The following is a 21,793-nucleotide window of genomic DNA, read 5'->3' on the forward strand; positions in this document are numbered from 1 at the left end:
TCTTGGCGCGTTGTTCAGCGCCAAGAGTCAGACGTATTGCAGGTTTTCTGAAAAAGACACTCATCGTGGCCGAATGGATGATCATGGCCACAAGAAGCAACACCGACGAAAAAATCCCCCGATCCGACAGGAAAGGAAAAGAACGGTTCTGGGGGGCGGGATAACGCCTCATGAGGTGTATTCAAGTTTGAGTTCGTTGTCGGCTTCAGTGACCTGGACGGTGCCTCCCCGTTGCAACCGGCCAAACAGCAGCTCCTCGGAGAGGGGCTTGCGAATCTTGTTCTTGATGAGCCGCTCCATGGGGCGGGCACCGTTGCTGCGGTCGAAGCCATGCTTGGCCAACCAGTGGCGCGCTGCATCGTCCACATGCAGGGTGACGCTACGCTCGACCAACTGGGCCTCCAGGACCAGAAGAAACTTGCCCACCACCTGCTGAATGGCCGATGGTTCCAGATGGGTGAATTGAATGACGGCATCCAGCCGGTTGCGAAATTCCGGGGCAAACAGTTTTTTGATCTCCTTGAGTTCGTCCCCCTGATGCGTCTGGGCGACGAATCCCAGCGACGGACGATCCAGTTCCTGGGCACCGGCATTCGTGGTCATGATCAACATGACGTTGCGAAAATCGGTCTGCCGGCCATTGTTGTCGGTCAGCTTGCCATGGTCCATGATCTGCAACAACAGGTTGAACAGATCGGGATGGGCCTTTTCGATTTCATCGAGCAGCAGAATGGCATGGGGATTTTTGTGGACGGCATCGGTCAACAATCCCCCCTGGTCAAATCCGACATAACCGGGCGGTGCCCCGATCAGGCGGGAGACCGTGTGCCGTTCCATGTATTCGCTCATGTCGAAGCGGATCAACTCGACGCCCAGTTCCCGGGAGAGAAGGCGGGCCAATTCGGTCTTGCCCACCCCGGTCGGACCGGAAAACAGGTAGGAACCAACCGGTTTTTCCGGATTGCCGAGTCCGGAACGGGCCAGCTTGATGGCGGAACTGATCTGGTCGATGGCCTTCTCCTGGCCAAACAGGGAGAGGCGCAGGCTGGCTTCGAGATTGCGCAACACCTCCCGGTCATCACGGCTGACCGAGCGGGGGGGAATGCGGGCCATGCGGGCCACCACATCTTCCACTTCCTTGACGCCGATGGCGCGTTTGCGGCGGGTTGCGGGTAGAAGCCGACAGGCGGCCCCCGCTTCATCCAGGACATCGATGGCCGAGTCGGGATGTTTGCGATCCGTGATGTGGCGGGAGGAAAGCTCGGCGGCGGTCTGAAGAGCGGGTAGCGTGTAGCGGATACCGTGATGTTCTTCGTACCTGGATTTGAGGCCTTGCAAAATCTGCACGGTCTCGGCGAGGGATGGTTCGGGAACATCCACCTTCTGGAAGCGACGCGCCAGGGCACGATCCTTTTCAAAAATGGCGCGATACTCTTCATGGGTCGTGGAGCCGATACAGCGCATCTCTCCCGAGGCCAGCAAGGGTTTCAACAGGCTGGAGGCGTCAATGTTGCTGCCGCTCGTGGTGCCGGCCCCGATCACGGTATGAATTTCATCGATGAACAGAATGGATCCCGGACGTTTTTTCAGGCCGTTGATCACCCCTTTCATGCGGCCTTCGAAATCGCCGCGAAATTTGGTTCCGGCCAGCAGCGATCCCATGTCCAGGGAGTAGATGACACACGCCTTCAGGTGGTCGGGTACCGAGCCGCTGACCAGCCGACTGGCCAACCCTTCGGCCAGGTGTGTCTTGCCGACTCCGGCATCGCCGACAAACAAGGGGTTGTTTTTGCGCCGCCGACAGAGAATTTGCAGGGTACGGGTGAGTTCGGCGTCGCGACCGATCAGGGGATCGATTTCACCCCGGCGCGCCCGGTCGTTCAGGTTGAGCGTATAGAGTTCCAGAGGATCGGGGCGGACAGGACCGTTGTGGCGCTGGGGGTCGGTTGGGGCGGCTTCTTCACCGGCTTCGGTGGTGCCGGGTTGCTGAGGGTCGGCTTCCGGCAGGCCGTGTGACATGGCGGTCTGGAGATCCAGACGGCTGATGTTTTGTTGCTGGAGAAAATAAACGGCATGAGACTCTTTTTCCGCATACATGGCCACCAGAACGTAGGATCCCGTGACCACGTTCTTGCCGGAAGATTGCACCTGTTGCAGGGCACGTTGCAAAACCCGTTGCAGGCCAATGGTCGGCTGAATCTCCGCCACATTTTTTTCATCCGGAAACACGGGAACATGTTTGGCCAGATGGGCCTCGGTATCCTGGGTCAATCTGTCGAAATCGCAACCGCAGGCGTCCAGGAGAGGAACGACCTCGGGATTTTTCAGCAAGGCAAGGAGCAGATGCTCCAGGGTGGCAAAGGCATGCCGACGTTTGTGGGCCAGAACCAGGGCCATGTTCAGGGAATTTTCGAGATGTTTGCTGATCATCAGGTTTTTCTGCCGGAAACGCGGGGACGAACCAGGCTCACTCCCTTTCCAGGGTACATTTCAGGGGGTGGCCTTGTTCACGGGAGTATTGATTGACGATGGCCACTTTCGTTTCTGCAATGTCGAAGGGATAAACGCCACAGAGGCCGCGTCCCTGATGATGGACATTGAGCATGATCTGTGTGGCCTCCGCAGTGGGTTTTTGAAAATACACCATGAGAATTTTTACCACAAAATCCATCGGGGTAAAATCGTCATTCAACAAAATCACCTTGTAAAGGCGTGGTTCCTGGACCTGGTTTTCGTGATCGGTGAGCAGATCGGATTCCGGTGTTTGTGCTGGGTTGCCCATGGTGCAAGATTCCTGCTGACTGTTGTCCTGTTGCGGCTATGTGGGTCGGGGAGGGTGTCTGGCTGTTTTCAACAATTCCCGGGCATTGTGGCGGGCCGGGGGGGTGATGGCATCGCCGGCCAGCATGCGGGCGAGTTCCTCCACGCGATTGTCTTCATCGAGGAGTTGTATCTGGACCCGGGTCCGGTCGGCAAGCGTTGATTTTTCCACTTTCAGATGATTTTCGCCCCAGGCGGCGACTTGCGGCAAATGGGTGATGGCGAGGAGTTGGCGTCCGCCGCTGGCCACTTCGGCCAGTTTGCTGCCGATGCGCGAGGCAACCCGGCCTCCGACCCCGACATCCACCTCGTCGAAAACCAGGGTCAAAACGGTCACGGCATCGGCCAGGACCGTTTTCAGGGCCAACATGATACGGGAAAGTTCACCACCCGAGGCAACCTGTTTCAGGGGTTTCAGGGGTTCGCCGACGTTGGCGCTGACTTCGAACTCCACCTCTTCGTACCCCTTGGGCCGGGGATCGCCGGTCAGGGGGCGCAGGGATATGGCCACCCGCGTGCGGGCCATGTACAAATCCTTGAGTTGATTTTCCACCTCCCGGGTGAGCTGCTCGGCGGCTTTTTGGCGGAGTTGCGTCAATTCGGTCGCCTTGTTTCGGTAGGCGTGCAGGGCCTGGGCAAGCCGGGCGGTCAGGTTTTCTTCCGTGTCTTCCCTGTGATCCATGGCTGACAACTCGTTGCGCCATGTCTGAACGAGATCGGGAAGCTGATCGGCCTCGCAACGATGTTTGCGGCACAAATCCCGGATCAGGTTGACCCGTTCGTCCAAAAGTGCCAACTGTTCCGGATCGGCGGCCAGACCATTTTGATAATGGCGGATGGTCTCGACGACGGCATCGATTTCGTATTGGATGGAGCGGACGGTTGCTGCCATGGTGGTGATGGCCGGATCCAGATCCTGGACGTTTTCCAGCTCTGTGGCGGCCCGGGAGACGAGATCGCCGGCGGCCTGTGTGGATTCGGCCAGCAGCTCATCGGCCTTGCGGGTGGCCTGCAACAGGCGGGTGGCATGGGCGAGACGGGTACGTTGTTGTTGCAACTCGGCCATTTCGCCGCTGACAATCCCGGCACTCTCCAGTTCGCCGAGTTGAAATTGCAGAAAATTGCGCCGGTCACCAGCCTCCCGGGCTTGGCGGCGGATCGCTTCCAGTTGTTCCCGGATGGTGTGCCACTCCTTGTACAGGGACGCGGTGGCGGCCACGGTGGCACCGTGGCCGCCGAAGGCATCGAGGAGTTCCAGATGGGTTTCGGTGCGCAGCAGGGATTGATGATCGTGTTGGCCATGCAGGTCCACGAGCAGGGCGGCCAGTGTGGCCAGGGCCGTCACCGACACCGGATGGTCATTGATATAGGCGCGGCTGCGGCCGCCCACGCCGAGGGTGCGGCGCAGAAAAAGATCATTGCCGAGATCCAACTCCTGGTCCAGAAGCCATTGGCGGGCGGGGTGGGGTGGGTCGGGGAGTTGGAAATGGGCCGTCACCCGTCCCTGTTCGGTGCCGGTACGCAACAAAGAGGCATCGGCCCGTTCGCCCAGGGTCAGGCCCAGGGCATCGATCAGGATCGATTTGCCGGCCCCGGTTTCACCGGTAATGATGGTCAGCCCCGGGTGCAGGGTGAGTTCCAAATGTTCGATCAGGGCGATGTTTTCGATGCGCAACTGGCGAAGCATGGAGTCAATTTCCCAACTTTCCTCCCCAAAGCAGCTTGGAGCGCAACAGTTCATAATAACTGCGACCAGGGGTGTGCATAAGTTTGAGGCGATGTTCGGATCGCCGGATCAGGATGCGGTCGCCATTTTCCAGGGGAAAGACGGTCTGGCCATCCAGGGTGACCATGCGATCCGTATCATTTGGTGCCAGGGTCACGGCCACGGTGCCATCGCCGGGCAGGGCGATGGGACGGTTTGTCAAGGTGTGGGGGCAGATGGGAACCAGAAGAATCGTATCCAGGGCCGGGTGGATGATCGGGCCGCCGGCGGCCAGGGCATAACCGGTCGATCCGGTGGGGGTGGAGACGATCAGGCCATCGGCGCGGCTCGTAAAGACAAATTGATCATCGATGTCCACCTCGAATTCAATCATGCGGGCAATCTCGCCTTTGTGGATCACCACGTCATTGAGGGTGCGGGCTGAAAATATGTTCTCTCCGGCCCGCAGGACCATGGCATCGAGCAACATGCGTGTTTCGATGCAATAGCGACCGGCCAGGACATCTTCCAGGGTTTGGACCATGTTTGCCTGGGGAATTTCGGTGAGAAAGCCGAGCCGTCCCATGTTGATGCCGAGCAGGGGGACATCGCTGTTGCCCATGTGGCGGGCGGCGGCAATGAAGGTTCCATCGCCGCCCATGACCACGATGAGATCCTGATTTTCGGACAGTCGGGATTGCTTGCGCCGCTCCGCCACGGCCTCTGGAATGGCGGCGGATCTGGCGGCCTCTTCCGAAATGGTGACCTGAAGTCCCCTGGCGTGCAGCCAGTTGACCAGCCATTGGGTGGTATCCAGGGCACGTTGATCGGAACGTTTGGTGACGATGCCGATTTTATGGATGGGCATGTTCGAATGATGCCTCACTCAGACGAGAATCTCTTCTTCGGTGGTTCGGATCAGGCGCACGCCCATGGCATCGCTCAAGGTGGAGACGGAGACCCGGTTGCGATGGGCAACGCGGCAGGCACCGACCTGGCTGCGCCAACTTCCTCCACGCCGCACGCGACCGTCGCCAAACGGGGCACCATGGGGATTTTTTTTGGGACTGCGGGCGTAAAAATCTTCACTGTACCAGTCGGAGGTCCACTCCCAGACATTGCCGAGCATGTCATACAAGCCCCAGGCGTTGGGGAGTTTCTGGCCGACCGGTTGCGTACCGCCCTGGGCATTTTTGGCGAACCAGCAGTATTTATCCAGTTGGCTCGGGTCATCGCCAAAGGGAAAGATGGTTGCGGTCCCGGCCCGGGCGGCATATTCCCATTCGGCTTCGGTGGGGATGCGGACATGGACCCGTCCTTGACTCAATCTGGAAAATCCGCGCACCAGTTCCTGGATATCGTCCCAGAGAATTCTTTCCACGGGGCACTCTTTTTTTTCCGGGACGTAGAGGCTTTTGGGGTCGCCCATGATTTGTTTCCATTGTCCCCAGGTGACGGGGTATTTGCCCATCCAGAAGCCATCCAGATCGACGGAATGTTGGGGAATTTCGTCGGAGCGGCGTCCGGGTGCCCCTTTGGCGCTGCCCATCAGGAAGGAGCCGTTCGGGATCCAGACAAACTCCATGCCGGTGACCTGTTCGACCCAGAGATCGCCTGGTTTTCTCTCTTCGATGGGTTTGGGTGGCAGATCATTTTCCGGATGCAGGGACCGGGCTGGGGGCGCAGGATTGGGTTGGGCGGCCACGACCGGTGGTTTGACAGCCGTATTGCCGGGGGTGGTGACACGGGTTGCGGGGCTGCCGTGGAGCGACGTCTGGGCGGGGGTGCGTAGTTTGGTTTCTGACAGGCGCTTGGTATTGGTTCCGAACTCGTTCATGGAGGCGATGAAGCTGCGCCACGAATTTTTTTTGACATTGGCTCCCAGGGAGGTTTTTGGGGAGTCGGATTTTTGTGCCTGGGGTTTTCCTGCCGGCGGGGGAGTTGCCGACGTTTTTGCCGGGGCAGCCGGGGCCGAGGCTGAAGCGGAACTTCCTGCTTGTCTGTAACAATCCAGCAGCAGGGGACGCCACAGGGCAATCGATTGCGGACGTTCGGTTTCGATGACCATCAGCGCCTTGTCAATGGCCATGAGAAAATTGGGATGGTATTGTCCTTTGCCCAATTCACTGGCTGGTTTCATGGGGTCGGGTTCGTTGCGCAGGCGGGCGGCGATGCGAATGGCGGCGTCGGGTGGCTTGGAGCCGGTGATGGCTCGATACAGCACGCCGCCCAAGGCATAGATATCCGACCAGGGACCCTGGCGATTGCCGGAGGAGTCGTATTGTTCGAAGGGTGAGTATCCCATGCTCAACAGGCTGGTCATTTGTTCGCCGCTTTGTCCGGCGATGGCCTGTCTGGCGGAACCGAAGTCGAGAATGACGGGTGATCCGTCGGCGCGCACCAGAATATTGGCTGGTTTGATGTCGCGATGGATAAAATCTTTTTTATGGAGTTCTTCCAGGCCGTCCAGCAGCGGGGTTATGAGGCGGACGAGTTCATTTTCCGGCAGGATTTTCCTGGATTTCAGGACGGCATCCAGGCTTTCTCCTTCTTCGTACTCCATCACCATGTAGGCGGTATTGCTGTCCCGGAAGAAGCTCATCACCCGGACGATATTGGGGTGTTTGAAGCGGGCGAGGATTTGGGCCTCTTTCAGGAAGCGATCCAGGCCCCATTCGAAGGTTTTGGTATCGGTGGGGGAGTTGGGCAGGACGGTGCGGCCTTTTTCGCGGACGGCGAAGCCTTTGGGGAGATACTCCTTGATGGCCACTTTCTGGTCAAGGTTGGTATCCTTGGCCAGGTAGGTAATGCCAAAACCGCCCTTGCCAAGGACCTTGACAATTTCGTACCACAGAAGCGTGGAACCGGGGGGGAGGGAATCGACGAATTTCGTTGAACTCATCATGTAGATCGACAGCCGCCGTTGTAGCCAATCGTGCTGGGACCGTCCCTTTCCCTTTGTTGATTAAGCCAATCCCCTCCCCATCCGTTTCCGTACCATTGTGGAGGATTGCCAGAAAAGATCAAGGATGATAAGGATCCGTCGAAAGCCGCATCCGCAGGGCACCCGCCTGATCTTCGAGGGCTTCCTGGGGGATGGTTTGTTCTTCGTTGTCCAGAGAGTTCATTTTGGCGAACTCGAAATGTGTATCATCTTCCCACTCTTTTTTGTTTTTGGCAAAGAGTGGTGGTTCCAGGTATGGGATGGATTCGGACGGGTTGCCATCCAGGCTTTCCGCGGCATGGGTATTGTCTGCATAGCCTTCTTCGGTTTCCAGGTCAGCATCCGGTTTGGAGAAGGTGACGGCACCCCGGATCCAGTCGGAGAGGGTCCAGACGATTTGTTGCACGACATCGGCCACGAAGAAAAAGCTTTGTTGGATGACATCCGTGACGAACCAGGCGATTTGTTTGGTGGCTTCCATCAGGTGCCAGACACCTCTTTTCAGCAGGATCATCATTTCAGACAAGAGGTAGAGGGTCCATTCGGCGGCGATCTGGAGCCATTCCAGGACGAAGGTGATGCCTTGGCGCAGCAGGAGGAAGGCGCTGGTCAGGATGAAGACGCTCCATTGCCAGGAGATGCGCAGGGCGTGGAAGGTCCATTGCAGGGCGCGGCTCGTGGCGTAAAAGCTCCATTGCAGGATGCGTCCAATGGTCAGGAGGCTCCATTGCAGGGTGCGGCCCAGGACGATGAAGCTCCATTGCAGGGCACGACCTGTCGAGAGGAACAGGGCCATGAGGATGCCGAACAGCGATGTGAAGAGTGATGTGGCACCGTTCACGGTGGAGCCGCCGGCGCGGCGGATGGTGGCTGAAACGGGCGCGGCGATGGATCTTATGGGGGCGCGTTCCGTGGTTCGGCGAAAGCTGGGCAGTTTGGGGAGTTGAATGAAGATTCGTTCCGAGGTGGATTTCATCAGCGGCTTGGAGCGGCTGCGTTTTTCCACGCGCTGGTTCGACAGCAGGGAAGGTTTGGCGGGCATCCTGCTCCGTTTGGTTCCCAAAGTTCTTTTGGCGTTGATCATTTGGTTCCCTCTCTGTGTGGCATTGATCCGGGTATCCGAAGAGGACCGGACCGACCGGGGCGCATCCTTATCCCCACGGTCGTTTTCGCAAATTTCAGGCCAAATATGCCAAAAACGAACGAACCTCATTGATTTTTTCTACCAGACTTTGTCCCGGATGATACAAGATTCTTTTGCCCGACGCCATCCCTGATGGGTGAAAAAATCCCCCTTGATTTTTGTCCGGGAAGCATGGGCAAACGGTTGACCTGGGTGGGGGGATGGGACCAGAATCTCTCGGATGGAAGCATTATTGCTGGGAGATTTTCCATCTCCGGTTGCCGGGCGGTATTTTCGTCAGGTGACGGTGGACGGAGTGGATGCGGTATTGGTTCCGGAGGAGCGGGATGCCACGGCTCTCCATCCGGTGCGGTGGGTGTTGTGTGCGCGGTGTGCGCATCGGGTGACGCGACCGGAAATGGGATTGCGGGAGCGGGGCCGCCATGAACACATTTTTTTCAACCCGCAGGGATTGGTGTTCCAGATTCGATGTTACTTTTCAGCCCCTGGTTGCCTCGTGGTGGGGATGCCGACCGGGGATTTCTCCTGGTTCAAGGGTTATCTCTGGCAATACGCCCATTGTGGTGGTTGCCATCATCACCTGGGATGGTATTATCTGAACGGTCCGGATGTTCCTTTTTTTGGTTTGATTGTCAACAGGTTGAAGTATCCCCTTCCAAGACAGTAGCTGCCTTGCCGGCAAAGGAAACGACTCCCATGATGCCTTCCGCCCCCCACACTCCTTCTCACCCGAACCTGGGCCACCTGACCCCTTCCGAGGCTTTTGAAATGGTCAAGAAAAAGGGTGTCGTGTTTGTGGACATCCGTTCGGAGATCGAACATTTTTTTGTCGGCAATCCTCCCGGGGTCATCAACATTCCCTGGCAGGATGCTCCCGATTTTGAACTCAATCCCAATTTTGTCGAAGAGATAGGCAAGGTGGCCCGCAAGGATCAGACCCTCGTTCTCATCTGTCGCTCAGGGCACCGCTCCATCGATGCCGGCAACACCCTGCTGGAAAATGGTTTTACCTCGGTTTACAATGTGTTGGAAGGATTCGAGGGGGACAGGGACGCCCAGCATCACCGCTCCAGCGTCAATGGCTGGCGCTTTCGGGGCCTGCCGTGGGTGCAGTGCTGATGAGTGATAATCCCCTGGCGGGTTTTCTTTATGCCCAACGAGGCGTCAAGATATTGACCCAGCCTGGATTGCGGCGTTTTGTGGCCATTCCACTGTCGATCAATGTGCTGATTTTCGGGTCGGGAACCTGGTTTCTCTATGGAATCTACCGCAGCACCATTGGCTGGTTGCTGGACTGGCTTCCCTCCTGGCTGCATTGGTTGCAGTGGGTCATTGCCCCCCTGTTTGTATTGACCCTGGTCATGGTCGTCTTTTTTGCCTTTACCCTGCTGGCCAATTTATTGGGTGCGCCTTTCAATGGCCTGTTGGCAGACAGGGTGGAGCAATATTTGACGGACCAGGCTGCGCAAACCCATGACAAAAACATCCAGCGCATCCTGAAGGATGCCGTGCCCGCCATCCTGGATGAGTTGGGTAAAATGTTGCATGCCGTGGCCTGGGTGGTGCCGATTTTTTTGATCGCTTCCATTCCCGGGATCAATTTTTTTGCGCCCGTCATCTGGACCTTGTTTACGGCCTGGATCCTGGCGTTGGGCTACATGGATGTTCCCATGTCCAACAACCGGATGAAGGGGCGGGAAATCCGGGAATGTCTCAAGGAAAAACGGCTTCTGGTCATCGGCTTCGGTCTGGGAGTCCTGGTGTTGACCAGTATTCCGCTCGTCAACCTGATTGCCATGCCGGCAGCCGTGGCCGGGGCCACGGCTTTGTGGGTGGACCATTTCAAACCGCGCCCGTCATGACACGCCCGTTTCGATAGCTGCCTGAAGGGCATGCAGCCGCCCGCACGTCTATCGGTTGATCCTGTCCAACCAGTTGGCGAGACCCTGGGCATTGATTTCAATGTCCATGGCCAAAAATTCCCGCCGGGTATTCAGGGGGAGTGTGCAGTTGCAGCGATTCAGGAAATTCAGAAGAATTTTTTCAATTCCCGCCACCAGGAGACCATGACGGGCCGGGCCGGGTGCGGCGTGGTTTTTTGCCGTGGTCACAAAGCCATCCAGGAGCTGGTGCAGGGTCTGCGTCAGGTTTGGGGAAAAAGGCAATGGCCCATAGTGGGTCAAAAAGAGGGTTTGGGGTTGGAGCGCGGCCAGGCGGTCAATGGTGCGACGGGTCATTTCCGGATCAAACTGGGTTGGGGTTGTGGCCGGAAAAAGCAAAGTCTGGCCGGCATTGTCAAACTCCCGATAGCCGATACCAAAGGCGTCTCCCGTGAAGAGACCCCGGCTTGATTCATCCCAGACGCAGATATGGTGCCGGGCATGACCCGGTGTATCGAGGATGGTCAGGTTGCGTTTGCCCAGGGGCAGTTGCAGGCCATCCCGACCTTCGATGACCCGCTTGGCTGGAATGGGACGGAGTTCCTGGAAGGATTGCCGAAAGGCCTCTTCGCCATAAACTTCCAGGGCACTGGCCGTCAGACGGGCCGGGTCCACCAGGTGGGGTGTTCCCCTTGGATGGGCCACCAGTCGGGCATTGGGCAGGTGGTCAAGCAGCACCCCGGCCCCGCCGGCATGATCCAGATGCACATGCGTGACAATGACGTAGGCAACCGCTGCCCGGGGTATTTTGCGTCGTTCGAGTTCTGCCAGGAGTCGTTCCACGCCAGGCGTGGCACCGGTCTCGACAAAGGCTGCGACGCCGTCCTCTTCAATCAGGTAGCTGGCCGCATATTCGGAGCGGTGGTACCCGGTGTCGATCAGGGTGATGCCGTATCCTGGTTCCTGGTAGCGTGCGGAGGTCATGTGTCTGGATCCTGTTTGATGGTTGGAGCGTCTCAAGCGTAACTTTTTGGGTGGTGACCCACGGTGACCTGATCGATTGCCGCGATGCGCACCAGATTATCATATAAATCATTTATTTTGAAGCGTTTTATAGACGAGTGCATGATGCATCTCCGGGTGTTGAATCGTCATGCAGATTCAAGGTGAACAGGTCATGGCATGGAGCCACCAGATTTTCCATGCGGCAAAATGAGTCAGCGGGGCAGCAACTTCAGCTCCAATCGACATCCTACCGCAGCGGCATAGCGGCGTAGGGTGGCCAGGGAGGGAGAGATGCGTCCATTTCCGAGAGAGGACTCCAGACGGGAAATCGCACTCTTGGTCGTACCCATGCGTGCAGCGACTTCTTCCTGGGTCAGTCCGGCGGCTTTACGCGCATCCAGGAACGTTGTCAGGGCAGAATACTCCTCCTCAAGAGCATCGTAAGCAGCCTTGAATTCCGGGTCGGCCATCCAACGGTCGGTATCCTCTTTCGTGTGCGGGACTGGATTGTAGTGGTCAAGATCCATCTTTCACCTCCTTGAGCCGTTTTCTGGCAATGGCAAGTTCGTGTTCCGGGGTTTCATGCGACTTCTTGACAAAAGAATGGAGCATGACGATTTGCCAGCCAACTTGAGTGCAATAGAAGACCCTGCCAATGCCTTCCTTGCCTTTAGGCCGCAGCTCGAAGAGTCCGTTTCCCATTGCCCGGGAATGGGGTAAACGCAGGTTCGCCCCATAGAGGTTCATCAGGTCATACAGACGCAACAAATCAGCACGAATGCCTTTCGGCAGAGCATCGATTTCCGTTTTCACCCTGGGTGAGTAGTAGGTGATCGTCCAGTTCATGGTTGACGTTAGCCTTTCTGCTAACAATTTACAAGGAAATTTGGTGGTGCCATGCCATGACCTGTTCACCATGAATTTGCATGATAATCCAAATAATCCAATGCCCTGAGAAACATCATGAACTTGCCTGTAAAATGCTTCAAAATCAATGAGCAATCAAATAATCTGGAGCGCACCGTGGCAATCGGTCAGGTCACCGTGGGTTACCACCTGAATTTTTCAACAAAAATGAGTGGTACACAAATTCCATCCAATCAGGTCATTTCCACATGTCTTTTGACCAGATCCCGGACATACTGCGGATCGGTATCGGGTGGAAAGGGCCATACTTCGTCGCCTTCCAGGGGCCAGTAGCGTTCCTGGCGGGCCATCCAATGGTTGGGAGAGCAATCCAGGTCAGGGTACCGAATATGCAATACGGAGTCTGGCCAAATTCTTGAATCTGGTGGCCATGTGACAGATGCCCATTCCTGGTTTCTGGCATAATCCTGAAACATGAGTGGTTTGAATTTCACAAAAGCTGGCTCCATGGCAGGGAATTCCAGGTCTGTGCGCAAAAAAAGGCGACATCGTTCCAGAACCGGCCATACGGCATCCTCATAACAAATGGCCATGGTGTGAGAAAATGGTTTGGAGGCATCATGCTGGCAGGTCAGCCAACTCTTGATGGCCGGCAAGACGGGATCAGCAATCCAAACCTTGTTTTTGGGTGGTTCCATCCAGTCCGGCCATGAATTCCAAAAATTGGCCATACTGAGATAGCCAGACAAGGGTGCCGAATCTTTCCATGATTTCCGCCAGCAAGGTCCATGTAAAGCCGATTCGATCCTTGCCAGATGGTCTCTTTCCCGGCAGGCCCTGTCCAATAAATCTGCCGCCAGGTTTCGACGGGGGCGATCAACGGTGGCAGGATTGTCAGAAGAGACGATTGGAGATTCTTGTAGTATCAACTCCTGATGATGGTTCCAGGTTTCCAGGGTGAAAGGCCAATAGGGATCACCCGTTTCTGGCCAATATCGTTCGCGCCGCATGCTTTGAACGGATCGTGGTGAAAGCAGTTCTTCAATATCCATGATATCATTAAAATCGACATCATCATAATTGATTTTATAGGTATCATCAAAATAATTCAATCCGTATTCTTCATGACCATCCAATATATTTGTTGCCAGTGGTATGGTTATAAGTAAATCCTGGCGAGGGAGTCGCGGATCACGGGTTGGAAAGGGCAAATCAGTCGTCATGAAAGCACGGATTCTGGCCAGAATGGGCCATATACCCTCTGGCAAGCGATCCACCAGAATATCCGGATCACCCTTTGCAATGGGGCTGACCTGAGCATGGATCCAATATAAAATATCCACCAAGGCAGGATCCTCTGTTTCCCAACCGGGTGGTTTGTCTGCATGTGCTGGCCATGCAGAATGGTGGCGTGGCCATTGATCGTAAAAAAATTCTCTTGAAATCAGACGTGTTTTTTCTGAAAAATCAAAATGATTTCCGATTGACCGCAAGAAATATGCGGATCGCGGATTCATGTCATGCAATAAATGGCGCTCCTGAAAAAGTCGATCCAGAATGTTGCCGGCATTTTGACGCAGTTCAATTATTGATAAACATCTCTGATTTTTAAATATAAAATAATTTTGTATTTTCTTGGCGATTATGAATATTAAAAGAACCCAGAATATTTTTAAAGTCATGGCCTTCTTCCGTAAAATGGGCAACTTCCGCCCAATTATTTTTTTTTCCAGATTGACAAACCATCACCAAATGATTGACGATTTGTCAATCGTGGAATGATATGATCCCCATGTCCAAAGTGGGGCGCACTTGTCCGCTTTGCCAATCTCTTGCCATGGGCCTCTTGGTTTTTGGCAGGAATCCCTCCCATGACTCAAGCATGATAACCACAAATTGCGCCCCGGGCAATGAAAAATTATCCAGGTCATGTATTTTTCAACAAAAATGAGTGGAACACAAATTCAATCAAATCAGGTCATTCCCCACATGCCTTTTGACCAAGTCCCGGACATACTGCGGATCGGTATCGGGTGGAAAGGGCCAGACGTCGTCGCCTTCCAGGGGCCAGTAGCGTTCCTGGCGGGCCATCCAGGGGTTGGGAGAGCAATCCGCATATCCGGCATATTTTTTTCTGGAATCGGCCCAAATTCGTCCGTCAGGAGGCCAAGTGACGGACGCCCATTTTTGTTTATACGCATCATTCTGTAACATGAGCGGTTTCATTTTTTCAAAAGCCGGTTCGACAGCAGGAAATTCCAGATCGGTGCGCAGAAAATGGTGACAACGATCCAATATGGGCCAGACGGCATCTTCATAACAAACGGCCATGGTGTGACAAAATGGTTTATGGGCATCATGCTGACAGGCAAGCCAACTTTTGATAGCCGACAAAACTGGATCATCATACCAACTGTCTGTTTCAGGTGGTTCTTCCCAATCTGGCCATGCTTCCCAAAACTCGACCATGCTGATAAACTTTGGCTTTGGATCGGTATTTCGCCATTGCTTTCGCCAATCTGGTCCATGTCGCGCCGATTCAGACTTGTTCAGGAAAACCCTTTCCCGACAAGCTCGCTCCAGGAGTCTCGCGGCAAGATTTCGCCGCTTGCGATCTACATGGGGTGGGGGTGTTTTGGATTGAGGATTGCATTGCGGAATATATTTCTTCTGGCCAAATTCTTTCCAGGTTTCCTGGGTGAATGGCCAGGTAAAATCCTCTTTTTGTGGCCAATGTCGTTCTCGGCGGATGCTTTGCACTGTCCGTGGGGAAATCAAGAGATCCAGATCATACTCATCATTCCAATCGTCATCCATGATATCATCTAAAATATCATCCAAGTCTTCATGATCACACAAATTAAATACGGGTTCTGCATAGCCATCAATAATATTGTCGGGCAAGGGAATTGTCAGCAATAAATCCTGCTTTGGCAATCTCGGATCCCGATGCGGAAAGGGGATGTCGGTCATCATGAAAGCATGGATTCTTTCCAGGATCGGCCAAATATTATCTGGGAAAAGGTTTGCCAGGATATCTGGACAATCTTTTTCAATGGGGGGGATCTGAACAAGAATCCAATATAAAATATCGACCAGTGCAGAATCGTCTGTCATCCATCCAGGTGGAATATCTTCATAGGCTGGCCATGTGTCATGATAGCGCGGCCAATTATCGTGAAGATATTTTTTTGAAATCAGGGATTTATTGCGCGGAAAACGAAAAAAATTCCCAACCAACTGAAGAAAATCAGCGGGCTGGGAATTTATTTTTCGGATTGAATTCCGTTCCTGGAAAAGTCTGTTCAAAAGGTCAACGGCACGCTGCCGCATTCTGTTTACAGACATGGTTTTATGTTATCCATACATGTCTTTTGACCAGATCACGGACATACTGCGGATCGGTATCGGGTGGAAAGGGCCATACTTCGTCGCCTTCCAGGGGCCAGTAGCGTTCCTGGCGGGCCATCCAATGGTTGGGAGAGCAATCCAGGTCAGGGTACCGAATATGCAATACGGAGTCTGGCCAAATTCTTGAATCTGGTGGCCATGTGACAGATGCCCATTCCTGGTTTCTGGCATAATCCTGAAACATAAGCGGTTTGAATTTTACGAAAGCTGGCTCTATGGCAGGGAATTCCAGGTTTGTGCGCAAAAAAAGGCGACATCGTTCCAGAACGGGCCATACGGCGTCTTCGTAACAAATGGGCATGGTGTGGGAAAATGGCTCGGAGGCTTCATGTTGGCAGGCCAACCAACTCTTGATGGCTGGCAAAACAGGATCATCGATCCATGCCACATTTTTTGGAGGAGCCACTTTCCAGACTGGCCACTCTTTCCAGAATTCTGCCATGCTGAGATAACCAGATAAGGGTATTGAATTTTTCCATTTGCTTCGCCAGTTTGGTCCATATAAGGCAGATTCAGACCTTTGCAGATAAGCCCTTTCCCGGCAAGCCCTATCCAATAAATCTGCTGCCAGGTTGCGACGACGACGGTCAATCGTAGATAGATGCCGTGAGGTAGATTTTAAAGAGTTATTGAGTGCTTTTTCTTGGTAAAGATTCCAGGTTTCCTGGGTGAAAGGCCAATAATCGTCATTCGTTTTTGGCCAGAATCGTTCCTGACGCATACTTTGAACAGATCGTGGTGAAACTAAATATTCCAAATCCATGATGTCATCATAGTTTAGAATATCATAATAATCAATTTTATACGAAGCGTCAAATTGATTGCTAGCAAATTCCGCATGGCCATCCAATATATTGGATGCCAGAGGTATGGTTAATAGTAAATCCTGATGAGGGAGTCTGGGGTCCCGGATGGGAAAAGGGATGTCTGTTGCCATGAAGGCACGGATTCTGGCCAGTATGGGCCATACCTCATCTGGTAAACGATCCACCAAAATATCTGGATCACCCTTCTCAATTGGGCTGACCTGAGCGTGAATCCAATATAGAATGTCTATTTGGGCTGGGTCGTCAACTTCCCAACCAGGTGGTTTGTCTTCAAATGCCGGGTAGGTCGTATCTTCTCGTGGCCATTGATTATAAAAATATTTTCTTGAGATCAATCGTGGTTTTCCTGAAAAAGAAAAAAAATTCCCGATCAACCGCAGGATATAAGTTGATCGGGAATCCATGCTTTGCAATAAGTCCCGTTCCTGTAAGAATCGGTCCATAAATTCAGCAATCTGTCGGCGTTTATCGAACACGGACATTTATTTACAGACCTTTGAATGGGGTTCTCGGGACTTGTTACAGATGGAAGATTTATTCGTTATCCAACAGATTGTCGAGATAGGTGGTCCTTGCATCATGGAGGAGTTGATCTTTATATTTCACTTCATCCATGGCGTCGAACACCGTGTGACCAACATAGGGGACAAGCAGACCATAACGTATCCCTTTATTTGCCCAGTTGAGAAAAGGAGCTCGACCAATATCTTTTCCTATCTTTTCATTTGGTCCCACCTTCTCTTCTGGCCATCCCAGTTTCATATCCTTTCTTTTTCCGATCATTCGTGTATGGCTGGTCCATTTTTTTGATTTGCCTCCCCCACCAACTCCAGATCTTGGTTTTCTTGCAGTGGCGTTCAAAATCTTTCCTGTGACACCAGTACCAGCACCTCTCACGACACCTTCAGCCAAGTCTTCAGCCTTCTGTTCAAGCATTTCTCCGATGTCTCTGTTACGGAAGAGACGACCAAATTTTTCATGTCTGAAGAGTGCCTGACGCGCTTTTTCGTGTAATTCAGGATCCACTCCTGGCGGAACCTCCCTGGAGATCATTTGTTCCAGGGACATTTTCATGACGCGATCATGATGTTCATAGATTTCGGAGATTCTATCCCACTCATCGGCTTTTGCCATATCACCTTTGTTGCGATACATTTCCGCCATTCTGGCTGCGGATTGGGATTTTGACAACTCTGTTTGCGAGCTGCTATTACCCGCTGGGCTGCTTTTAGTCAAAGCATCATGGTATCGCTGCTCTGTTTCCCTGTCAACAGGATCACCCGGAGTTATGGTTGGCAGTGATTTCATTTGTTGTTCCTGGGCTGATTTTGGACGTGGCACGGGTGTTGGTTCAGGTGTTGGTTCAGGTGTTGGTTCCGGATAGGATGTATTTGACCACGGTTTCTGTTCTCTCAAGGCTTGTCGTTGACTGGGTGGCAAATATGCCTGTGGCTCTGTGGTTTTGAACGGTTCTGGTGTTGAATCATCCTCCTGATCCGGCATGGAATTGGATTCCTCTGGTCTCCAGATTTGGAAGGCTCCAGGATAGGCGCGATTGAAATTCCGGATCGTGGTCATGGCACCCTGGAGACGGTCAACCTGGAATTGATTGTTGTCACGCACCGACTTGGCATAATCATCGTTTAGATAATTCAGGTGTTCCGGGTCTTCCGTGGCATGGGCCACGATGTATTCTGTTGGCAGTTTCATGCCTGTCGTGCGATGCAGAGAACGTCGCACGGCCTCACCCTCGGCGTACTGGGCAAATTCGGTCTGGCCGGATTGAATCTTGGGATAGCCTTGCGTTACAATCCGGGCTACCCGCTCTTGTTGGGCATCCGAGGCTTGCTCGTTATCGTCGTCCTGGTCTTCGTAAAACAGTGCTGCCATTTTTCGGCTCCTCGTGTTTTGATGATATTTGTGTTCAAAAGGCGAAAAATCCCCCCAAGGCAGGACTCATGACCTGCAAATCGGGTTGACAAGGGCCACGATTCCCCCAATAAAAAACCCCGGATTGGGCGTCCGGGGTTTGGCAGGGATTTCTCCGATGATCTGAGCATGATAACCGCAAATTGCGCCCCGGGCAATGGAAAAATGACCAACCATGTAAAAAATGGTATTTTATCCCTGAAGGTGCCTTGTAGACCGGTGTCGTTTTTGTTTTTTATCAATTATTTGATGATGTGGTGATTAATGAGGCAGCCAGGGTTATTCTTTCCGCCAAAGGCATTTTTCCAACCAGGAGAATGATCTCGGCCAGGGCATCATCCTCCGCCAAAAAAAATGCCGGAGGAACGTGCAACGCCTCTGCCATTTTGTCGATGGTTTCCCAATTTGGTTGTTTTCCTTGGCGTTCCCAGCGATTGACATAGACCGATGCCTTTTTGGGAGGAAGTCCTATTTTCACTCCAAGACCTCTCTGACTACAGCCAATCTTCTCCCGTGCTTCACGAAGTCTGCGACCAAAGGTTTCCTTCATCTCAATCTCCTTTCGGGACTGAGAATCGCGCAGATACACCTTGAACGTTATCTACACTAGATGTAGATTGCTGGCATGCATTCCAAACTCTTCATCACGACTGGGATTTTTGCAATTATATGGTTTCCGGGTTCTTCTTTCGGGACAGAGGAGACCTATGGTGACCTGGATCATGTGATCTATCGGAGCAATCATGATGGAGACACCATCCATTGGCCACGCTGGGTCCGGAATGTTGACAAGAGAGGAAATCAGGCCTATACACCAACGTCGAATCCCTGGTCACGGAGGATCTGTTCCGTGTGATGTGCCACCAGGGGCCGTATCCCAGGGAGTCAGGTGATATTTCCGGTTGCATGTGAAAATTTTGTTTCTTATCAGATCCCTGAATCGGGGTGGTGCCGAACGCCAGTTGACGCTTCTGGCGCGGGGTTTCCATCAGGCAGGGCATGATGTGGGCGTCGCGGTCTTTTATGCCGGGGGGCTGTTTGCAGCCACACTGCAAGAGGCCGGGATCCCTCTCTACGACCTGGGCAAAAAAAGTCGCTGGGATCTGGGTGGGTTTGTGCTGAATCTGGTGCAACTGGTCCGGCGCGAATCCCCCGACATTCTGCACAGCTATCTGGTCGAACCCAACCTGCTCTCGGTCCTTGTCAAACCCGGCCTTCCCTCCCAAACCCGGGTGGTCTGGGGGGTGCGGGCCTCGGATATGGATCTGGATCATTATCATCCGGTGACCAAACTGACCTTCGGCCTGACCTGCCGGTTGTCCCGTTTCGCCGACCGCATCATCTTCAACTCCGAGGCAGGACGGGTTTTTCATTGCGAACGGGGTTATCCGGCAGAAAAATCAGTCGTTGTGCCCAACGGGATTGATGTTGGTGGCATTTTTCGACCGGATATCGAGGCCGGACAACAGGTGCGCCAGGCGTGGGGCATCCAGCCTGATCAACCTCTGGTGGGTATCGCCGCCCGTCTGGATCCCATGAAGGACCATGCCACCTTTTTGCGGGCCGCCGCGCTTGTTGCGGCACACATGCCCGAGACACGCTTCGTCTGTGTCGGGGATGGTGAACCGGCCATGCGCCAACAACTTGCTGACCTGGCCACCAGTCTGGGTCTGGACCAGCGCCTGATCTGGGCCGGCCCCCGCGACGATATGGCCGCCGTCTTCAGCGCCCTGGACCTGGGAGTCTCTTCATCGGCGTATGGGGAAGGGTTTTCCGGGGTGATCGGGGAGGGGATGGCGTGTGGTCTCCCCTTTGTGGCAACCCAGGTCGGGGATGCGGCCCGTATCATCGGGGAGACCGGCTCCTGTGTTCCCCCCCGCAATTCCGAAGTCATGGCCGCCGCCATCATCGCCAGACTGACCCAATTGCGGCAGGGAGCCGATATTGTGCGCCAACAAACCCGGGAACGCATCCTGACCCACTTCAATACGGCCAATCTGGTGACCAACACCTTGCAGGCACTGGAAGCCATGCCATGATCCGGGTCGTCCACCTCATCACGGGATTGGGTACCGGCGGTGCCGAGCGCATGCTGCACAAGTTTTTGTGTGGCTCGGACCTTGCGCAGTATCATCACAGCGTCATCTCCATGACCGATCTCGGACCCATAGGTGCCCAGATTCGCGCCGAATTGCCCCTCGACGTCCACACCCTGAACATGCCCCAGGGAATGCCGCATCCCTTGGGCGTCTATCGCCTGGTCAGACTGCTGCGTACCCTGCGGCCCGATATTCTGCAAACCTGGATGTATCACTCGGATTTGCTGGGATTGCTTGTGGGGCGTCTGGCGCATGTGCCACGGATCGTGTGGAGTTTGCGCTGTTCCACCATGCAAAGCGGTGGCCGCAAACTGGACTGGACCAAGCAAATTCTCGCCCGGCTCTCGACCCGACCGGATGCCATCCTGGTCAATTCCATGGCCGGGCAAACCTACCATGAAAGTCTCGGCTATCGGCCTCGCCGCTGGGTGCGGATTCCCAATGGCTTCGATGTGACGGAGTATCAGCCCGATCCCGGGGCACGTGATCGCTTTCGCCAGGAATTGGGATTGCAACCCGAAACCCTGCTCGTTGGTATCGTGGCGCGCTTCAATCCCATGAAGGATCATGATACCTTTCTGGCCGCCGCCGCCCGGGTTCACCAACAGTGTCCGGCAGCCCACTTTGTCATGATCGGTGCCGATGTCCATCTGGATAACCCGTTTTTTGCCACCCGCATTCCAAAACTGGGTCTGACCGATTGCATCCACATGACCGGCAAGCGCCACGATATCGCCTCTATCAATGCCGCCCTGGATGTGGCCGTCTCATCTTCCATCGGGGAGGGATTTTCCAATACCATTGGCGAGGCCATGGCCTGCGGCGTACCCTGCGTGGCCACGGCGGTGGGGGATTCCGCCCTGCTGATCGGCGATTCAGGACGCACGGTACCAGCCCAGAATCCGGATGCCATGGCCGAAGCCTTGCTGGCCATTTTGCAACTTGCGCCTGCTGAACGCCAAAAATTGGGCGAACGTGCCCGCGCCATCATCCTGGCCGATTATGCCCTCAGCAGAGTGGTCGATCAGTATCAGGCCTTTTACCAGGAGATGGTATCGCCATCCCCGCCGACTCCAAAAACTGTCTAAGAGGCTGCCTGATAACTTGTTAATTTCGAAAAAAAACGAATGAAAAACTGGGATGGAGGTCCAGGAGGAAGGGC

At 54.3% G+C, this 21,793-nt stretch carries 20 protein-coding genes; 6 read left to right on the forward strand and 14 right to left on the reverse strand.

What is annotated here, in order from left to right:
• Nucleotides 1-168: 168 nt before the first annotated feature.
• From clpA to HQL65_14695, 6 genes are all read right to left on the reverse strand, one after another.
• Complete coding sequence (clpA, locus tag HQL65_14670; GenBank protein MBF0137478.1) at nt 169-2,430, reverse strand: ATP-dependent Clp protease ATP-binding subunit ClpA; 2,262 nt, start codon at nt 2,428-2,430, stop codon at nt 169-171.
• Nucleotides 2,431-2,467: 37 nt separating this feature from the next.
• Nucleotides 2,468-2,782 carry an ATP-dependent Clp protease adapter ClpS gene (gene clpS / locus HQL65_14675; protein ID MBF0137479.1) on the reverse strand — a complete coding sequence of 105 codons (315 nt, stop codon included), beginning with the start codon at nt 2,780-2,782 and terminating at the stop codon, nt 2,468-2,470.
• A 36-nt stretch (nt 2,783-2,818) separates the two neighbouring features.
• A complete protein-coding gene (gene recN, locus HQL65_14680; protein ID MBF0137480.1) occupies nt 2,819-4,507 on the reverse strand; it encodes a DNA repair protein RecN in 1,689 nt (562 codons plus the stop codon).
• 4 nt (nt 4,508-4,511) lie between these two features.
• Nucleotides 4,512-5,393, reverse strand: a complete 882-nt coding sequence (locus HQL65_14685) for an NAD(+) kinase (GenBank protein ID MBF0137481.1) — start codon at nt 5,391-5,393, stop codon at nt 4,512-4,514.
• Nucleotides 5,394-5,411: 18 nt separating this feature from the next.
• Entirely contained in the window at nt 5,412-7,430 is a 2,019-nt protein-coding gene (locus HQL65_14690; protein MBF0137482.1) for an SUMF1/EgtB/PvdO family nonheme iron enzyme, read from the reverse strand.
• A 118-nt stretch (nt 7,431-7,548) separates the two neighbouring features.
• Nucleotides 7,549-8,553, reverse strand: coding sequence for a hypothetical protein (locus HQL65_14695; protein ID MBF0137483.1), 1,005 nt, complete (start codon nt 8,551-8,553; stop codon nt 7,549-7,551).
• 280 nt (nt 8,554-8,833) lie between these two features.
• On the opposite strand from HQL65_14695, the gene HQL65_14700 reads away from it, so the two are divergent.
• The 3 genes from HQL65_14700 (at nt 8,834) to cysZ (ending at nt 10,475) form a co-directional block, all read left to right on the forward strand.
• On the forward strand, nt 8,834-9,280 hold the full coding sequence (locus tag HQL65_14700; protein ID MBF0137484.1) for a hypothetical protein: 447 nt from the start codon (nt 8,834-8,836) through the stop codon (nt 9,278-9,280).
• A gap of 68 nt (nt 9,281-9,348) precedes the next feature.
• Complete coding sequence (locus HQL65_14705) at nt 9,349-9,732, forward strand: rhodanese-like domain-containing protein (GenBank protein ID MBF0137485.1); 384 nt, start codon at nt 9,349-9,351, stop codon at nt 9,730-9,732.
• Nucleotides 9,732-10,475, forward strand: a complete 744-nt coding sequence (gene cysZ, locus HQL65_14710) for a sulfate transporter CysZ (GenBank protein ID MBF0137486.1) — start codon at nt 9,732-9,734, stop codon at nt 10,473-10,475. The genes HQL65_14705 and cysZ overlap by 1 nt, the downstream gene beginning before the upstream one ends.
• 48 nt (nt 10,476-10,523) lie before the next feature.
• Here cysZ and HQL65_14715 read toward each other — a convergent pair whose 3' ends face one another.
• From HQL65_14715 to HQL65_14730, 4 genes are all read right to left on the reverse strand, one after another.
• Entirely contained in the window at nt 10,524-11,477 is a 954-nt protein-coding gene (locus tag HQL65_14715; GenBank protein ID MBF0137487.1) for an MBL fold metallo-hydrolase, read from the reverse strand.
• A gap of 233 nt (nt 11,478-11,710) precedes the next feature.
• Complete coding sequence (locus HQL65_14720; protein MBF0137488.1) at nt 11,711-12,025, reverse strand: helix-turn-helix transcriptional regulator; 315 nt, start codon at nt 12,023-12,025, stop codon at nt 11,711-11,713.
• The gene (locus tag HQL65_14725; GenBank protein ID MBF0137489.1) at nt 12,015-12,344 is read right to left on the reverse strand and encodes a type II toxin-antitoxin system RelE/ParE family toxin; all 330 of its coding nucleotides are present in this window, start codon (nt 12,342-12,344) and stop codon (nt 12,015-12,017) included. Before HQL65_14725 ends, HQL65_14720 begins: the two co-directional genes overlap by 11 nt.
• Nucleotides 12,345-12,598: 254 nt before the next feature.
• Nucleotides 12,599-13,711: a hypothetical protein gene (locus HQL65_14730; GenBank protein MBF0137490.1), complete on the reverse strand. Its 1,113-nt coding sequence runs from the start codon at nt 13,709-13,711 to the stop codon at nt 12,599-12,601.
• 41 nt (nt 13,712-13,752) lie between these two features.
• Between HQL65_14730 and HQL65_14735 the strand changes: the two genes are divergently transcribed.
• On the forward strand, nt 13,753-13,977 hold the full coding sequence (locus tag HQL65_14735) for a hypothetical protein (protein ID MBF0137491.1): 225 nt from the start codon (nt 13,753-13,755) through the stop codon (nt 13,975-13,977).
• 356 nt (nt 13,978-14,333) lie between these two features.
• Here HQL65_14735 and HQL65_14740 read toward each other — a convergent pair whose 3' ends face one another.
• From HQL65_14740 to HQL65_14755, 4 genes are all read right to left on the reverse strand, one after another.
• Nucleotides 14,334-15,341: a hypothetical protein gene (locus HQL65_14740; GenBank protein ID MBF0137492.1), complete on the reverse strand. Its 1,008-nt coding sequence runs from the start codon at nt 15,339-15,341 to the stop codon at nt 14,334-14,336.
• 376 nt (nt 15,342-15,717) lie between these two features.
• Nucleotides 15,718-17,085: a hypothetical protein gene (locus tag HQL65_14745; GenBank protein MBF0137493.1), complete on the reverse strand. Its 1,368-nt coding sequence runs from the start codon at nt 17,083-17,085 to the stop codon at nt 15,718-15,720.
• Nucleotides 17,086-17,137: 52 nt separating this feature from the next.
• The gene (locus HQL65_14750) at nt 17,138-18,313 is read right to left on the reverse strand and encodes a hypothetical protein (GenBank protein MBF0137494.1); all 1,176 of its coding nucleotides are present in this window, start codon (nt 18,311-18,313) and stop codon (nt 17,138-17,140) included.
• Nucleotides 18,314-18,770: 457 nt separating this feature from the next.
• Nucleotides 18,771-19,082 (reverse strand): helix-turn-helix transcriptional regulator, encoded by a 312-nt coding sequence (locus HQL65_14755; protein ID MBF0137495.1) that lies wholly within the window; start codon nt 19,080-19,082, stop codon nt 18,771-18,773.
• Between the two features lie 367 nt (nt 19,083-19,449).
• On the opposite strand from HQL65_14755, the gene HQL65_14760 reads away from it, so the two are divergent.
• Entirely contained in the window at nt 19,450-20,571 is a 1,122-nt protein-coding gene (locus HQL65_14760) for a glycosyltransferase (protein MBF0137496.1), read from the forward strand.
• On the forward strand, nt 20,568-21,719 hold the full coding sequence (locus HQL65_14765) for a glycosyltransferase (protein ID MBF0137497.1): 1,152 nt from the start codon (nt 20,568-20,570) through the stop codon (nt 21,717-21,719). Before HQL65_14760 ends, HQL65_14765 begins: the two co-directional genes overlap by 4 nt.
• Nucleotides 21,720-21,793 lie beyond the last annotated feature (74 nt).

The organism is Magnetococcales bacterium, assembly GCA_015228935.1.
Taxonomy (GTDB): Bacteria; Pseudomonadota; Magnetococcia; order Magnetococcales; family DC0425bin3; genus HA3dbin3.

Excerpts from the sequence above, each read along its gene's own strand:
- cysZ (MBF0137486.1), top strand. The coding sequence starts at position 9,732 with ATGAGTGATAATCCCCTGGCGGGTTTTCTTTATGCCCAACGAGGCGTC.
- HQL65_14725 (MBF0137489.1), bottom strand. The coding sequence starts at position 12,344 with ATGAACTGGACGATCACCTACTACTCACCCAGGGTGAAAACGGAAATC.
- clpS (MBF0137479.1), bottom strand. The coding sequence starts at position 2,782 with ATGGGCAACCCAGCACAAACACCGGAATCCGATCTGCTCACCGATCAC.
- HQL65_14765 (MBF0137497.1), top strand. The coding sequence starts at position 20,568 with ATGATCCGGGTCGTCCACCTCATCACGGGATTGGGTACCGGCGGTGCC.
- HQL65_14685 (MBF0137481.1), bottom strand. The coding sequence starts at position 5,393 with ATGCCCATCCATAAAATCGGCATCGTCACCAAACGTTCCGATCAACGT.
- HQL65_14715 (MBF0137487.1), bottom strand. The coding sequence starts at position 11,477 with ATGACCTCCGCACGCTACCAGGAACCAGGATACGGCATCACCCTGATC.
- HQL65_14755 (MBF0137495.1), bottom strand. The coding sequence starts at position 19,082 with ATGAAGGAAACCTTTGGTCGCAGACTTCGTGAAGCACGGGAGAAGATT.
- HQL65_14695 (MBF0137483.1), bottom strand. The coding sequence starts at position 8,553 with ATGATCAACGCCAAAAGAACTTTGGGAACCAAACGGAGCAGGATGCCC.
- HQL65_14750 (MBF0137494.1), bottom strand. The coding sequence starts at position 18,313 with ATGAAACTGCCAACAGAATACATCGTGGCCCATGCCACGGAAGACCCG.
- HQL65_14740 (MBF0137492.1), bottom strand. The coding sequence starts at position 15,341 with ATGATGACCGACATCCCCTTTCCGCATCGGGATCCGAGATTGCCAAAG.
- clpA (MBF0137478.1), bottom strand. The coding sequence starts at position 2,430 with ATGATCAGCAAACATCTCGAAAATTCCCTGAACATGGCCCTGGTTCTG.
- HQL65_14690 (MBF0137482.1), bottom strand. The coding sequence starts at position 7,430 with ATGATGAGTTCAACGAAATTCGTCGATTCCCTCCCCCCCGGTTCCACG.
- HQL65_14745 (MBF0137493.1), bottom strand. The coding sequence starts at position 17,085 with ATGTCCGTGTTCGATAAACGCCGACAGATTGCTGAATTTATGGACCGA.
- HQL65_14700 (MBF0137484.1), top strand. The coding sequence starts at position 8,834 with ATGGAAGCATTATTGCTGGGAGATTTTCCATCTCCGGTTGCCGGGCGG.
- HQL65_14720 (MBF0137488.1), bottom strand. The coding sequence starts at position 12,025 with ATGGATCTTGACCACTACAATCCAGTCCCGCACACGAAAGAGGATACC.
- recN (MBF0137480.1), bottom strand. The coding sequence starts at position 4,507 with ATGCTTCGCCAGTTGCGCATCGAAAACATCGCCCTGATCGAACATTTG.